This is a genomic window from Paracoccus yibinensis (genome assembly GCF_030846195.1).
GTDB classification, from domain to species: domain Bacteria; phylum Pseudomonadota; class Alphaproteobacteria; order Rhodobacterales; family Rhodobacteraceae; genus Paracoccus; species Paracoccus yibinensis.
Genome location: NZ_JAVCWH010000005.1, coordinates 89,500 through 102,761, shown reverse-complemented (window position 1 = coordinate 102,761; position 13,262 = coordinate 89,500). Strand labels below are relative to the sequence as shown.

The 13,262-nt window shown below is 65.5% G+C and carries 16 protein-coding genes; 8 read left to right on the top strand and 8 right to left on the bottom strand.

Annotated elements, in window-relative coordinates:
* The first annotated feature begins 3 nt into the window (after nt 1-3).
* From RAH32_RS12655 to RAH32_RS12640, 4 genes are all read left to right on the top strand, one after another.
* Entirely contained in the window at nt 4-198 is a 195-nt protein-coding gene (locus RAH32_RS12655) for a hypothetical protein (RefSeq protein ID WP_306608299.1), read from the top strand.
* 9 nt (nt 199-207) lie between these two features.
* Nucleotides 208-363 (top strand): hypothetical protein, encoded by a 156-nt coding sequence (locus RAH32_RS12650; RefSeq protein ID WP_306608298.1) that lies wholly within the window; start codon nt 208-210, stop codon nt 361-363.
* A complete protein-coding gene (locus RAH32_RS12645; RefSeq protein WP_306608297.1) occupies nt 360-1,688 on the top strand; it encodes an erythromycin esterase family protein in 1,329 nt (442 codons plus the stop codon). Before RAH32_RS12650 ends, RAH32_RS12645 begins: the two co-directional genes overlap by 4 nt.
* A gap of 235 nt (nt 1,689-1,923) precedes the next feature.
* Nucleotides 1,924-3,657 carry an AAA family ATPase gene (locus tag RAH32_RS12640; protein WP_306608296.1) on the top strand — a complete coding sequence of 578 codons (1,734 nt, stop codon included), beginning with the start codon at nt 1,924-1,926 and terminating at the stop codon, nt 3,655-3,657.
* Here RAH32_RS12640 and RAH32_RS12635 read toward each other — a convergent pair whose 3' ends face one another.
* The 8 genes from RAH32_RS12635 to rph all read right to left on the bottom strand — a co-directional run bounded on the left by RAH32_RS12635 (nt 3,658) and on the right by rph (nt 9,716).
* Complete coding sequence (locus RAH32_RS12635; protein WP_306608295.1) at nt 3,658-4,701, bottom strand: TAXI family TRAP transporter solute-binding subunit; 1,044 nt, start codon at nt 4,699-4,701, stop codon at nt 3,658-3,660. It abuts the gene before it with no gap.
* A 26-nt stretch (nt 4,702-4,727) separates the two neighbouring features.
* On the bottom strand, nt 4,728-6,020 hold the full coding sequence (locus RAH32_RS12630) for a coiled-coil domain-containing protein (protein ID WP_306608294.1): 1,293 nt from the start codon (nt 6,018-6,020) through the stop codon (nt 4,728-4,730).
* 162 nt (nt 6,021-6,182) lie between these two features.
* Complete coding sequence (locus RAH32_RS12625; protein WP_306608293.1) at nt 6,183-6,434, bottom strand: hypothetical protein; 252 nt, start codon at nt 6,432-6,434, stop codon at nt 6,183-6,185.
* 63 nt (nt 6,435-6,497) lie between these two features.
* Nucleotides 6,498-6,851 (bottom strand): YbaN family protein, encoded by a 354-nt coding sequence (locus tag RAH32_RS12620; protein ID WP_306608292.1) that lies wholly within the window; start codon nt 6,849-6,851, stop codon nt 6,498-6,500.
* 1 nt (nt 6,852) lies between these two features.
* Complete coding sequence (gene hemW, locus RAH32_RS12615; RefSeq protein WP_306608486.1) at nt 6,853-8,007, bottom strand: radical SAM family heme chaperone HemW; 1,155 nt, start codon at nt 8,005-8,007, stop codon at nt 6,853-6,855.
* Between the two features lie 23 nt (nt 8,008-8,030).
* Nucleotides 8,031-8,405 (bottom strand): RidA family protein, encoded by a 375-nt coding sequence (locus tag RAH32_RS12610; protein WP_306608291.1) that lies wholly within the window; start codon nt 8,403-8,405, stop codon nt 8,031-8,033.
* Nucleotides 8,398-9,006, bottom strand: coding sequence for an RdgB/HAM1 family non-canonical purine NTP pyrophosphatase (rdgB, locus tag RAH32_RS12605; RefSeq protein ID WP_306608290.1), 609 nt, complete (start codon nt 9,004-9,006; stop codon nt 8,398-8,400). The genes RAH32_RS12610 and rdgB overlap by 8 nt, the downstream gene beginning before the upstream one ends.
* Nucleotides 9,003-9,716 carry a ribonuclease PH gene (gene rph / locus RAH32_RS12600; RefSeq protein ID WP_306608289.1) on the bottom strand — a complete coding sequence of 238 codons (714 nt, stop codon included), beginning with the start codon at nt 9,714-9,716 and terminating at the stop codon, nt 9,003-9,005. Before rph ends, rdgB begins: the two co-directional genes overlap by 4 nt.
* A 71-nt stretch (nt 9,717-9,787) precedes the next feature.
* Here rph and hrcA point away from each other — a divergent pair, with 71 nt between their 5' ends.
* From hrcA to RAH32_RS12580, 4 genes are all read left to right on the top strand, one after another.
* Nucleotides 9,788-10,843, top strand: a complete 1,056-nt coding sequence (gene hrcA / locus RAH32_RS12595; RefSeq protein ID WP_306608288.1) for a heat-inducible transcriptional repressor HrcA — start codon at nt 9,788-9,790, stop codon at nt 10,841-10,843.
* 6 nt (nt 10,844-10,849) lie between these two features.
* On the top strand, nt 10,850-11,380 hold the full coding sequence (locus RAH32_RS12590; RefSeq protein WP_306608287.1) for a nucleotide exchange factor GrpE: 531 nt from the start codon (nt 10,850-10,852) through the stop codon (nt 11,378-11,380).
* 88 nt (nt 11,381-11,468) lie between these two features.
* The gene (gene gfa, locus RAH32_RS12585) at nt 11,469-12,023 is read left to right on the top strand and encodes an S-(hydroxymethyl)glutathione synthase (protein WP_306608286.1); all 555 of its coding nucleotides are present in this window, start codon (nt 11,469-11,471) and stop codon (nt 12,021-12,023) included.
* Between the two features lie 90 nt (nt 12,024-12,113).
* On the top strand, nt 12,114-13,244 hold the full coding sequence (locus RAH32_RS12580) for an S-(hydroxymethyl)glutathione dehydrogenase/class III alcohol dehydrogenase (protein ID WP_306608285.1): 1,131 nt from the start codon (nt 12,114-12,116) through the stop codon (nt 13,242-13,244).
* Nucleotides 13,245-13,262 lie beyond the last annotated feature (18 nt).

Sequence of the window (13,262 nt, the reverse complement as noted above, 5' to 3'; positions counted from 1 at the left end):
GCCATGGGCAAGCATCCCAAGACAGACACCCCGTCCGACAAGGATTTGCGCGACGATCCGGGGATCGGCCGATCCAAGGGCGCTGATCGAAGCGATCCCCAAATGGAAGGCGACAACACCTTCGAAGGCGATGTGCTGAACGACACCACGCCCCAGGGCGGCGTCGATCCCGGCCAACGCGGCCGCACAAACCGATAGGAGATGATCATGGTCGGCAAGAAGACCCACGATCAGCAGCAACGGATCATCCAGAAGAAGGTCGACACGACCAATGCCGATCCCGATTTCGATCCTCGGCCCGACCTGAAGGCATCGGACCGGCGAGAGGCACGGAAAGAGGATGGGGACAAGGATCGGGAATGACACGCCCGCCGGACCAAGCCGACGACCCTGGCCTGGTCCGGGCCATCGCCGAGGCGTGTGAATCCCTGGCCTTGCCGTCCGATGACGATTTCGCCCCAGCCTTCGACCGCTGGGGCGATCGCCGCGTCCTGATGCTGGGCGAGGCCTCCCACGGCACGGCCGATTTCTATGCCGCGCGCGCGGCCATCACCCGCCGAATGATCGAACATCACGGCACAAGGATCGTTGCGGTGGAAGCCGATTGGCCTGACGCGGCCATTCTGAACCGCTTTATCCGCGGCCTGCCACTGCCGGATGGCATGACCAAAGCGTTTCGCCGCTTTCCCCGGTGGATGTGGCGGAACGGCGAAATCGCCCGGCTTCTTCGCTGGATGCGCGACTGGAACCAGGGAAGGCCGCCGCAGGATCAGGCAGGCTTCTATGGCCTGGACATGTATAACCTGACTGCCTCGATCCGCGCGGTCCTGGATTATCTGGACAGCGCTGATCCCGATGCGGCCAGTCTGGCCCGCGCCCGTTATGGCTGTCTGGAACCCTGGGCCGACCACCCTGCCGCCTATGGCCGGATGGCGGGATCGGGCCACCACGATTGCGAACAGGCGGTCGTCCGGCAATGCCGCGATCTGCTGGAACAGGCGACCAGGGGCAAGGACGCCGATCTGCTGGATGCCGCGCAGAACGCCCGCCTGATCGCCTCGGCCGAGCGGTATTACCGAATGATGTATCGCGGCGGCGCCGAGGCCTGGAATCTGCGCGACAGCCACATGATCGAAACCCTGGATCTGCTGCTGCAAGCAGGGGGCGAGGATGCGAAGTCCGTGGTATGGGCGCATAATTCCCATATCGGAGACGCTTCGGCGACAGAGATGGGAAGCACGCGGGGTGAACATAACCTGGGCCAGCTGGCCCGCGAACGCTGGGGCGACAGGGTCGGCCTGATCGGTTTCGGCACCCACCAGGGCACCGTCACGGCAGCAAGCGACTGGGACCGCCCTGCCCAGGTGATGACCGTGCGCCCGTCACGGCCTGACAGTCTTGAAGGCCATTGCCATGCCACCGGCATCGGCCGCTTCCTGCTGGACCTGGGTGGTGATCCCGATCTGGCCGGGTGTCTGTCCAGGCCCATGCTGCAACGCTTCATCGGGGTGATCTATCGCCCCGAAAGCGAACGTTACAGCCACTACATGCACGCATCTGCGGCCCGGCAATACGATGCCTGGGTCTGGTTCGACCAAAGCCAGGCGCTTGTCCCATCGGAAGATGGGCGGGGCCAGGACAGTCAAGACCATGAAGGCGCATCCGATACCTGGCCATTCGGGGTCTAGCTGATCCTGAGCCTTTAGCTCCGGCAGAGCGCGCCGCGGGACGGCAGGGTGCAAGGCGCTGCCCGAACCATGGGTCGATCAACTTGGCTTCCTTTCCTTGCCAAGGGGGGGCTGCATCTGCCAATGCATTTCTCCCTCGCCGAAAGTGACGCAGGTCCTGATGGACATGGCCCGCCATCGGGCCTAGTCTTTTCTGGTCCGGACCAGTGTCCAAAGCCCGCATGAGGAGAGGATCATGGAACGATCCCCCTTGGCACCGTTCTGTCCCAGCTTCCGGTTCGCGCCGGACCCCGGGTTCTTGTATCTGTCGAAAGCCCATCAGCAGGTTCAGGAAGAAATTCTGGCCGGCCTTGGACGCAATCCGGTGGTCCTTGTCCTGACGGGCGGACCAGGCACGGGAAAGACCACGCTGGCCCGGCAGATTGCCAGCCTTTGTCAAGACCGACGGGTCGGGCGGATCGGCCAAAGCCATGCCCAGTTGATCGACCTGCACCATCAGGTGCCCAAGGCACTGGGGATACCCTGCTGCCCGTCCTTCGATCACCCCGAAAGCGGGCCGCGCGCCCTTGGAAAGGCTTGCGCCGATACCGGGAACTGCTTCCTGCTTGTCGTGGACGAAGCCCAGAACCTGCCCGACAGGGGACTGGATTATCTGGCGGGACTGATCGACGCCTCTGCTGCGGAGGGATGCTCGATCGGTCTCTTGCTGGTTGGTGGAACGGAACTCGAAACCCGCCTGGCAAGTCCCGCCCATGCGCGATTGCGCGCCCGAACAGGCGGGCGTTTCCGGCTTCCCCCTCTGGGGCAGGATGAAACCAAAGACTACATTGCCCATCGTTTCCAGGTTCCGGGTTGCGCCTGCCATGCCGGTATCCAGGTCTTTGACGCGGCGGGCCTTCGCCATCTGCATGCGCTGTCCAGGGGCGTTCCCAGGGTCATCAACCATTTGGTGCAGATCTGTCTGTTCGAGGCCACGGCGGCCGGGCACCGGCACCTTGACGGAGCCTTCGTGGAAACCTGCCTTTCGTCCATGATCCAGGACGGGCGGCTGGCGCATCTGATCGGTCCGGCCGGGAAGGGCTTGCGGACCCATCCTACCGGCAATGTTCCCGCTTGCGCCGATCCCAAGCCGGTGTCCCAAGCCTCGGCCGAACCTCCGCACCCCGTGGTGGCGGTCGGACCCGCACCGGCTGCGGGAGAAACCTCTGTCCGGGTGCCCTTGGCCGCATCGCGCCCGCGTCTTGCAAGACTGCGTTACGTTGGGCTGGCGGCAGTGCTGACGGGGCTTCTGATCCTGCTGCCTGTTGATCCCAGCGGACGGACACAGACCACCATCACCGCCGCGGCGTTGTTGCCGGTCAGCCCTGCAGCCAGCATAAGCGCGCCGCAACCCGCGCCCCGAGGCCTGCCCAGCCGGGTGACGGTGGACCGTCCCCCTGATCCCGACCGCCTTCTCAGCGAAGCCTTGGCCGTGGGCAGTGCGGATCCGGCTCGGGCGGCGCGGCTTTATACCCGCGCGGCATCCTGGGGCAATGCCAGGGCAGCCTATTATCTGGGACAGCTTTACGAAACGGGCATCGGGCTTCAGGTCGATCCCTATCGCGCCGAAGCCTGGTATGAAGCGGCCGGTGACATTGGCGGTGCCCCGGCGCGGCTTGCGGAACTGAAGGCCGCGCCCCGGCCGCCGAACCCGGAACCGGCAGACCCGCCTGTCCCGGTCTTCCAAAGGCTGTTTGCGCAAGGCCAAACGGAACTTCAGTGGCAAGGCCCCGGCACTGCGCCGGTTCCCCGGTTCAGGGTCGAACTTGTCCCGGCCGGAGGCGAGGGGCAGGTCCGCCGTCTGGACACGACGCTTTCGGCGCTGCTGGTCCCCTATCCGGTCGTGCAATGGCGGGTGATCGCCTTGCGGTCTGACGGGTCCGAAGGACCCGCCTCGGCTTGGTCGCGGCTTGATCCGGGTGCGCGCTGATCAGCAGCCGATCACCGCGCAGATATTGCGGCGATAGGCCTCGTTCGCTTCGCTGTCGGGAACGGCTTGTGGCGCGGATCCGGGGCAGCTGAGCTGATAGGACGGATCCAGCCCGCGATTGACGCAGGTTCCGACATCCCAGCCGGGGGGAATGTCGGTCAGATCGACCGATTGCCACTTCGGATGGCCTTCGGCGCGCAGGGTGTCGATGCGCGTCAGGATCAGCGATGCCAGATCCGACACGCCCTTGCAGCTTGCCCGATGATAGGCATTGCGAGAAGGGTCGTATTCATAGGTCATCAGCACGGCCTTGACCGCGACCAGTTCGACCGGTTCGAGCTGGAAGCCGTAGGTTCCCCCGGCCAGCGTGGCGGGTGAATAGACCGCCTGCAAGGTCGGATCCTGAATGGGCAGAAGGTGAAAGCGGTCGCCGTCGATGTCGCCTTCCGTATAAAGAGAGGCAGGCGCACCAGCGACATAGAAGAAGGCGTCGATCTGGCCGGCCTTCAGTTGCGGCAGGGCATCGGCGGGCGCCACCAGCAGCTTTTCGGCAGGCTCGACACCGGCCAGCGACAGGATCAGCGATGCGGTCAGAAAGGTGCCGCTGTTCTCGACCCCGATGGCGACCCGCTTTCCCGCCAGATCGGCCAGTCCGGCGATGTCGCGGCGCGCCAGGATGTGAACCTCCTCCTCATACAGGGGGAAGGCGATGCGGACGCCGGTAATGGCGCGGGCCACCGCGGGATCGTTGCCCGCGAAGGTCTGCATGTATTCAAGAACATCGCTTTGCACGATTCCGAATTGGGTATTGGGCCGCTGCCGCACGGCGAGGAAGTTTTCCAGCGATCCGGCGGATTCCACCACTTCAAGGGCTTGGCCGCATTGCTGCATCAGGTTGTCCAGATCGCGCCCGATCTGAAGATAGGTGCCCGTCGAAGCACCGGTCATGATGCTGAGATGGGCATCCTGGGCCTGCGCGGGCCGCATTCCCAGGATCGCCAGGACCGCAATGGCCAGATGCAGCACCAGTTTGAAACGTTCCATTGCCCTGTCCCTTTCCATCATGATCGTCAGCATCCCCCCAGCCTGCTTACCAGAGCCAGGAGCGTCTGGCGGTTGATCGGATCCTGCACCTGCGCAAGCGCCTCGGTCGGACACTGGCCCTGGATCAGCATGTCGCGCAATCGGGCGCGTTGCCCGTCGGCCGGAGGCAGCGCGGGGGCCAGGGCCAGGGCGGCATCGACCTGAGCGGGATTGCGCCGCGTCAAGGCCGCCTGAGGGGCAGGGGACTGGGGCATGTCCTCATCGCTGGCGCCGGCGGCTTCGGGTGGCGGGGCGACGGCAGCATCGCGCACACGGGTCAGGGCGGTCAGTTCGGCTGTCAGTGCAGCGATCTGCTGCGACAGTTCGGCCGAACGGCTTTCCTGTTCGGCGATCTGGCCGGCCAGTTCATCGGATCTGGTCAGCCGCGCTTGCAGAGCGGTTTCCTGTTCCCTCAGCCCTGCCAAGGTGGTGCGGGCATCGGCGATCTGCGCGGTCACTGCGTCCAATTCCGCTTTCGCCGCATCGGCCGCATCCGTCTGGCGATCCTGTTCCTCCTGCACCTGGCCGATCGCGGCACGGGTGTCGGCAATCTGCCTGGTCAGATCGGCAAGTTCTGCGTTGGCCTCCTCGACTTCAGCCTTCTGGCGGCCCTGTTCTTCCTGGCTCTGAGTGATTGTGGCACGGGCATCGGCGATCCGCGCGGTCAGTTCGTCCAGTTCCGCCTTGGCTGCCTCGACGGCAGCCTTCTGGCGGTCCTGCTCCTCCTGGCTCTGGGCGATCGTGGCGCGGGCACCGGCAATCTGCGTGGTCAGATCGGCAAGTTCTGCCTTGGCAGCTTCGACTGCGGCCCTTTGGCGGTCCTGCTCCTCCTGGCCTTGGCTGATGGTGGCACGAGCATCGGCAATCTGCTGGGCCAAATCGTCCAGTTCCGCCCTGGCCGCATCGGCTGCAGCCTTCTGGCCATCCTGTTCCTGCTGGTCTTGGCTGATGGCGGCGCGGGTATCGGTGATCTGTGTAGTCAGCTTGGCAAGTTCTGCCGTAGCTGCCTCGATTGCGGCCGTCTGGCGTTTCAGTTCCGCCTGGCCCTCGGTAATCGCGGTGCGCAGCCGGGTTTCTTCCTGTTGCAGTTTGGCCAGACCGCTTCTGGTGGTTTCCAGCCGGGATGTGGCCTCGGCAATCTGCTGTGTCAGATCGGCAAGCTGGCCGCGCGCCTGTTCCAGCCGGGGCTCCAGTTCCGCCGCCTCGGATTCCATGGTCGAGATGACCTGCCGCAGGGCATGGGCCTGGCGGGACAGATCCTCATCGGTGGCCTGCGCCATGACAGGCATCCCGGCCAGAACGACAAAAGCCCAAGCGACAAGAAACCAGACACCCACGACCAAAGCCCCCCTGCGCGGGCCGATGATGAACCAGGGCGGTATTTTGTCAATCTTTCCGTGTGGCCTGCCTGCGGGCACGAAGCCTGACCCGCCCTTGGCGGTTCAGGGGGTCGGGGCAAAGCGTTGCAGGGTCAATTCCAGGCCGTTTTCCGCCCCCTGTTCCGATGACCGCGACTGCACGTTCTTGATCATGACCTTTTCGGACTTGCCGTCGATGTCGATGTGCCCTTCGGTCAGACGGGCCAGGCGATCAGGATCCATGCCTTGGGTCCTGAACCGGATATAGTCCCCGCCGGTTTCGACCGTGCCGTGAAGCGGTTCGATCCCGTCAAGCGTCAGGGTGGCCTGGGTCATCTGTTTCTCCGATCTGCGCTGGGCGACGGGACAACTCGGACATGGCCAGGGTCGTTCCGCCCGTCAGCTGTCAGGCCGCGTGACGACATAGGCGGCAACTGCCGTGCAAAGGATGAACTGCATCGCCACGACCCAGGGCGGCATTCCGACGAACAGGCTGAAGCCCACGCCGCAGGCCATGGCCAGAACGGCCCAGGTCTTGGCCAGACGGCTGATCGCGCCGCGTTCCCGCCAGGCGCGGACGGGGGGACCATAGGTCGGATGGTTCATGATGCGCCGTTCCAGCCGCGGGCTGCTGCGGGCAAAGGCCCCCGCCGCCAGCAGAAGAAAGGGCACCGTCGGCACGACCGGCAGGGCGATGCCGACGATGCCCAGAGCAAGGGCGATCAATCCAAGGGCATACCACAAGGAACGCATGTCAGGCCGCCAGTTCGCGCAGGATGGCGTTCAGAAGCGGGCGCCCCTGGCGGGTGGTGCGCAGGCGGCCATCCGTCCGTTCGACCATGCCAAGGTCGGCCAGCCGGGAAACGGCGCCGTCGTCCAGGGGGGTGCCCGCCAGCCGGGCATGCCGGGCCAGATTCAGCCCTTCGGTCAATCGCATCGACATCAGCAGATATTCGGTGGCCTGTTCATCCAGGGGGACCAACTCGCGCAGCGATTCCCCCGTTCCCTGTCGTTCCACCGCTTCCAGCCATGCTCCGGGCGCGCGATGCGCCTCGGTGGCGTATCGCCCGCCGGGCAGGGTGATGCGGCCATGTGCGCCGGGGCCGACCGCCGCCCAATCGCCCTGCCGCCAATAGACAAGGTTGTGGCGGCTTTCCGAACCGGGGCGGGCGTGGTTCGAGGTCTCGTAGCCCGCCATGCCGGACGCCTCGCAGATCTCCTGCGTTTCCAGATACATGTCGGCGGCCAGATCGTCGTCCGGCAGGTCGCGCAGCTTGCCCGCCGCTGCCCGCGCGCCGAAGGCGGTGCCCGGTTCGATGGTCAGCTGATAAAGCGACAGGTGGTCCACGGTCATCGCCAGGGCTTCCGCCAGTTCCGCCCGCCAGGCCTCGCGCGTCTGGCTTTGGCGGGCATAGATCAGGTCGAAGCTGACCCGGTCGAAGGACGCGCGGGCCACGTCGAAGGCCGCCCGCGCCTCGGCCACGGAATGCATCCGCCCCAGGGCGCGCAGGTCGGCGTCGTTCAGTGCCTGGATGCCCATGGACAAGCGGTTCACGCCCGCATCGGCAAAGCCCTGGAAGCGGCTGCGTTCGACGCTGGTAGGGTTCGCTTCCAACGTGATCTCGATGTCGTTGGCGAAACCCCAGGCGGCGCGGGCGGCGCGCAGGACGGTATCGACGGTTTCAGGCTCCATCAGCGACGGGGTGCCGCCGCCAAAGAAGATGCTGCCCAGGTGGCGGCCGGGCAGTTCCGCGCCAAGCCGGGCGATTTCCGACGACAGCGCGGCGGCCCAACGAGCCTGATCCACGGCCGAAACCACATGGCTGTTGAAGTCGCAGTACGGGCACTTGGCCGCGCAGAAGGGCCAGTGGACGTAAAGGCCAAAGCCCCCCGCCCGCCAGTCTTCCACGAAGCTGTCCGGCCCCGGCATCATCATCCGCGCATCGCCGTCACTTCGACCTCGACCTTCATCTCGGGCCGGATCAGGCCTGCGATGACCATGGTCGCAGCGGGGCGGATCTCGCCCATGGCCTCGCCCAAGGCGGGGGCGATCGCCTCCATCACGGCTGTGTCGGTGACGGTGTATTGCACGCGCACAATGTCGGCAGGGGCAAAGCCTGCCTCCTCCAGCGTCGCGAAGATCGTGCGAAAGCAGTTGCGCGCCTGCTGGCAGGGATCGTCGGGCATGGTCATGGTCGCATAATCATAACCCGTGGTGCCCGACACGAAGCACCAGTCGCCCTTTACCACGGCGCGGCTGTAGCCCATGGCCGCCTCGAAGGGCGATCCGGTCGAGATCCTATGCAAAGCTGCCCCTTATCATCTGCTCCACCGCCCGCGCCCGGTGGCTGAGGCTGTTCTTCATCGCGGGCGACATTTCCCCCAGGGTCACGTCATGCCCGTCCGGCATGAAGATGGGGTCATAGCCATGGCCTTCAACCCCGCGCGGCGGCCAGACGACCTGGCCGGGCAGAACGCCTTCGAAGACCTCGTCATGGCCGTCGGGCCACATCAGGACCAGGGTGCAGCGGAACTGGGCCGTGCGGGGGGCGGGGGCCTTGCGAGATTCCAGTTCGTCCCAAGTCCGCTGCATGGCCATGCGGAAATCGCGGCCATTGCCGGTTTCTGCCCAGTCGGCGGTGTTGACGCCTGGCGCGCCGCCAAGCGCATCGACGCAGATGCCGCTGTCGTCGGACAGGGCGGGCAGACCCGTCACCTGCACGGCGGCGCGGGCCTTGATGCGCGCATTGCCGATGAAGGTGGTCTCGGTTTCGGCAGGCTCGGGCAGGCCCGCCTCGGCGGCGCCGATCACCTCGACGCCATAGGGCGCCAGCAGGGCGCGCATCTCCTCCAGCTTGCCCGCGTTGTGGGTGGCGACCAGCAGGCGCTTGCCGTCGAAGCGCCTCATGCCACGGCGGCCTTCTGGGCTGCGACCAGGTCGGCCATGCCCGCTTCGGCCAGATCCAGCAATTGCCCCATCTGGTCGCGCGAGAAGGTCGCCCCTTCCGCTGACATCTGCACCTCGATCAGTCGGCCCGCGCCGGTCAGGACGAAATTGCCGTCGGTCCCGGCCTCGCTGTCCTCGGCGTAATCCAGATCCAGCACCGGCTGGCCCGCATAGATGCCGCAGGACACCGCCGCCACATGGTCCATGATCGGATCGCTGGTGATGGCGCCCGCCTTCAGCAGCTTGTTCACCGCCAGCCGCAGCGCGACCCAACCCCCGGTGATCGAGGCGCAGCGGGTGCCGCCATCGGCCTGGATCACGTCGCAGTCGATGGTGATCTGGCGTTCGCCCAGGGCGCTGCGATCGACGCCGGCCCGCAGGCTGCGCCCGATCAGGCGCTGGATTTCCTGGGTGCGGCCCGACTGCTTGCCCGTGGCGGCTTCGCGCCGGTTGCGGGTGTTGGTGGCGCGCGGCAGCATCCCGTATTCCGCCGTGACCCAGCCCAGGCCCGTGCCCTTCAGGAAGCGCGGCGGCGTTTCCTCCAGCGATGCGGTGCACAGAACGTGCGTGTTGCCGACGCGGATCAGGCACGACCCTTCGGCATGGGCCATGACGCCGGTTTCGATTGAAATCGGACGCATTTGGCTTAGATTCCGGCCAGACGGGCGCATGGTTTTTCCTTTTCGCGAAGATCCCCGCCCCATACCGCCCCTGCGGCCCATCACGCAACCCTTCGAGGGACATGGACCAGAAGACGCCCTTGCAGGACATGAACGACCGCTCGCGCGAGATCTTCCGCCGCGTGGTCGAGATCTATCTGGAAACCGGCGAACCCGTGGGATCGCGGACCCTGACCCGCGCGCTTTCCGAAAAGATCAGCGCGGCGACCATCCGCAACGTCATGCAGGATCTGGAACTGATGGGGCTTCTGGACAGCCCGCATGTCTCGGCCGGGCGGATGCCGTCGCAGCAGGGGCTGCGTCTGTTCGTGGACGGCATGATGGAGGTCGACACCGTCAGCGCCCCCGACCGCGCGGCCATCGACCAGACGCTGGGCAACGACGACCCCGAGACAGGCGTCCTGCTGGACCGGGTCAGCACCGCGTTGTCTTCCATCACGCGCGGCGCGTCGCTGGTGCTGATGCCCAAGCACGAGGCGCCGATCCGCCATATCGAGTTCGTGAGCCTCGGCCCCGACCGCGCCCTTGTGGTTCTGGTCTTTGCCGACGGCCATGTGGAAAACCGCCTGTTCACGCCCCCTGTCGGACAGACCCCGTCATCGATGCGCGAGGCGGGCAATTTCCTGAACGCCATGGCCGAGGGAAAGACGCTGTCCGAACTGCGCGGCCATATCGGGCGGGAAATCGCGGCGCGTCGTCAGGAACTGGATGTGCTGGCCGCCGAACTGGTGCAGTCGGGGCTGGCGCTGTGGGACACCGAATCCCACGATCCGCGCCTGATCGTGCGGGGCCGCGCCAACCTGCTGGACCAGGAGGCCGCGGATCTGGACCGCATCCGGGTGCTGTTCGACGACCTGGAACGCAAGCGCGACATCGTGGAGTTTCTGGAACTGGCGGAAAAGGGCGACGGGGTGCGTATTTTCATCGGATCGGAAAACAAGCTTTTTTCGCTTTCGGGTTCCGCTCTGGTGGTTTCGCCCTATATGAATGCCGACCGAAAGATTGTAGGCGCGGTTGGCGTCATCGGACCGACGCGGCTGAACTATGGCCGCATCGTGCCGATTGTCGATTACACCGCGCAGCTGGTCGGGCGGGTGCTGTCCGGCCGGAAAGGATGAAAGACGATGAACGAGCAGAACGAACAGCCCCTTGACGACATCCTGGCGGATCCGCTGGCCGATCCGGCGGGCGAGATCGCGGCCCTGACCGCCGAGCGGGACGAGCTGCGCGACAAGTGGATGCGCGCCCTGGCCGATGCAGAAAATTCGCGCAAGCGCGCCGACAAGGACCGCCGCGAGGCCGAGCAATATGGCGGTTCGCGCCTGGCTCGCGACTTGCTGCCGGTCCACGACGCCCTGACCCGCGCACTGGACGCCGCGGGCGAGGAACAGCGCGCCGCCGCAAGCGCCCTGATCGAAGGGGTCGAACTGACCCTGCGCGAATTGAACAACGTCTTCGCCAAGCACGGCATTGCCGTCATCACCCCCAAGCCCGGCGACAAGTTCGACCCCAGCGAACACGAGGCCATGTTCGAGGCCGCCGTCCCCGGCACCATCGCCGGAGAGATCATCCAGGTGATGGACAACGGCTTCCGCCTGCATGACCGGCTGCTGCGCCCGGCCAAGGTCGGGGTGTCGTCCACGCCCGCCAGCTAGGCGGGCGCTACAACCTTCCTCTGACTTGCCGAAATGTCCCGATGGCGCGACGTTTGAAGGACGTTCGGTTCATCGGGAGGGAAGAACCATGGCCAGCACTGATGGGGTGAAGATTCACCCCGCCGTCGACAATGGCATCAAGCAGGGAAATCCCAGCTTTTCCGGCGGCACCCTGACCTGCAAATGCGCGACCAATCCGGTCAGGGTCCGGGTCGGCGCACAGACGGCGCACAACCACGTCTGCGGCTGCACCAAGTGCTGGAAGCCCGAGGGCGCGATCTTCAGCCAGGTGGCGGTCGTATCACGCGACGCGGTCGAGGTTCTGGAAAACGGCGACAAGCTGCAGATCGTCAACAAGGACGCGCCGATCCAGCGGTATGCCTGCACGGGCTGCGGCGTTCATCCCTTCTATGGCCTGGACTTCGTCCATACCGAACTGTCCAAGGAAGACGGCTGGGCCGCGCCCGAATTCGCGGCCTTCGTCAGTTCAGTGATCGAATCCGGTGTGGATCCCTCGCGCATGGACGGCATCCGGGCGCGCCTGCGCGAATTGGGGCTGGAACCCTATGACGCGCTGTCCCCGCCCCTGATGGACGCCATTGCCACCCATGTCGCGAAGCGGTCGGGCAAGCTGGCGGCTTGACCTCTTTGGCCCGAATGAAGACAGCTGCAAAGGGGCTGCTTGCGGCCCCTTTTGCCCTTACGGAATGCCCGAACGAATAGGAGAGCGACGATGAGAACCCGTGCCGCCGTAGCCCTGGAGGCCGGCCGACCGCTGGAAGTGATGGAGGTCAACCTTGACGGCCCGAAAGAAGGCGAGGTGATGATCGAGATCAAGGCCACCGGCATCTGCCATACCGACGAATTCACCCGCTCGGGCGACGATCCCGAAGGCCTGTTCCCGGCCATCCTGGGCCATGAGGGCGCGGGCGTCGTGGTCGAGGTCGGCCCGGGCGTGAAATCGGTCAAGCCGGGCGATCACGTGATCCCGCTTTATACCCCCGAATGCCGCGAATGTCCGTCCTGCCTGTCGGGCAAGACCAACCTTTGCACCCGCATCCGCGCCACCCAGGGCCAGGGCCTGATGCCCGACGGGACCTCGCGCTTCTCGATGCTGGATGGCACGCCGATCCGGCATTACATGGGCTGCTCGACCTTCTCGAACTATACCGTCCTGCCGGAAATCGCGGTGGCCAAGGTCCGCGAGGACGCGCCCTTCGACAAGATCTGCTATATCGGCTGCGGCGTGACCACCGGCATCGGCGCGGTGATCAACACCGCCAAGGTGGAAATCGGCGCCAAGGCGGTCGTGTTCGGCCTGGGCGGCATCGGCCTCAATGTGATCCAGGGCCTGCGGCTGGCGGGCGCGGACATGATCATCGGCGTGGACCTGAACAACGACAAGAAGGCCATGGCCGAACGCTTCGGCATGACCCATTTCGTCAACCCGAAGGAAATCGACGGGTCCATTGTCCAGCACATCGTCGAAATGACCAAGACCCCCTTCGACCAGATCGGCGGGGCGGATTATTCCTTCGACGCGACCGGCAGCACCAAGGTGATGCGCGACGCCCTGGAATGCACCCATCGCGGCTGGGGCCAGTCGATCATCATCGGCGTGGCGGCGGCTGGCGCCGAGATCAGCACGCGGCCCTTCCAGCTTGTCACCGGCCGGGTCTGGAAAGGCACGGCCTTTGGCGGCGCGCGCGGGCGCACGGATGTCCCGAAGATCGTCGACTGGTACATGGACGGCAAGATCGAGATCGACCCGATGATCACCCACACCATGCCGCTGGAGGACATCAACAAGGGCTTCGACCTGATGCACAAGGGCGAGTCGATCCGCTCGGTCGTCCTTTACTGATCGTTCATCCCTGCATAG

What these genes read in the sequence shown, in the direction of transcription:
- RAH32_RS12655 (WP_306608299.1), top strand. Translation starts at nt 4, where the DNA reads ATGGGCAAGCATCCCAAGACAGACACCCCGTCCGACAAGGATTTGCGC.
- RAH32_RS12650 (WP_306608298.1), top strand. Translation starts at nt 208, where the DNA reads ATGGTCGGCAAGAAGACCCACGATCAGCAGCAACGGATCATCCAGAAG.
- RAH32_RS12645 (WP_306608297.1), top strand. Translation starts at nt 360, where the DNA reads ATGACACGCCCGCCGGACCAAGCCGACGACCCTGGCCTGGTCCGGGCC.
- RAH32_RS12640 (WP_306608296.1), top strand. Translation starts at nt 1,924, where the DNA reads ATGGAACGATCCCCCTTGGCACCGTTCTGTCCCAGCTTCCGGTTCGCG.
- RAH32_RS12635 (WP_306608295.1), bottom strand. Translation starts at nt 4,701, where the DNA reads ATGGAACGTTTCAAACTGGTGCTGCATCTGGCCATTGCGGTCCTGGCG.
- RAH32_RS12630 (WP_306608294.1), bottom strand. Translation starts at nt 6,020, where the DNA reads ATGGCGCAGGCCACCGATGAGGATCTGTCCCGCCAGGCCCATGCCCTG.
- RAH32_RS12625 (WP_306608293.1), bottom strand. Translation starts at nt 6,434, where the DNA reads ATGACCCAGGCCACCCTGACGCTTGACGGGATCGAACCGCTTCACGGC.
- RAH32_RS12620 (WP_306608292.1), bottom strand. Translation starts at nt 6,851, where the DNA reads ATGCGTTCCTTGTGGTATGCCCTTGGATTGATCGCCCTTGCTCTGGGC.
- rdgB (WP_306608290.1), bottom strand. Translation starts at nt 9,006, where the DNA reads ATGAGGCGCTTCGACGGCAAGCGCCTGCTGGTCGCCACCCACAACGCG.
- rph (WP_306608289.1), bottom strand. Translation starts at nt 9,716, where the DNA reads ATGCGCCCGTCTGGCCGGAATCTAAGCCAAATGCGTCCGATTTCAATC.
- hrcA (WP_306608288.1), top strand. Translation starts at nt 9,788, where the DNA reads ATGGACCAGAAGACGCCCTTGCAGGACATGAACGACCGCTCGCGCGAG.
- RAH32_RS12590 (WP_306608287.1), top strand. Translation starts at nt 10,850, where the DNA reads ATGAACGAGCAGAACGAACAGCCCCTTGACGACATCCTGGCGGATCCG.
- gfa (WP_306608286.1), top strand. Translation starts at nt 11,469, where the DNA reads ATGGCCAGCACTGATGGGGTGAAGATTCACCCCGCCGTCGACAATGGC.
- RAH32_RS12580 (WP_306608285.1), top strand. Translation starts at nt 12,114, where the DNA reads ATGAGAACCCGTGCCGCCGTAGCCCTGGAGGCCGGCCGACCGCTGGAA.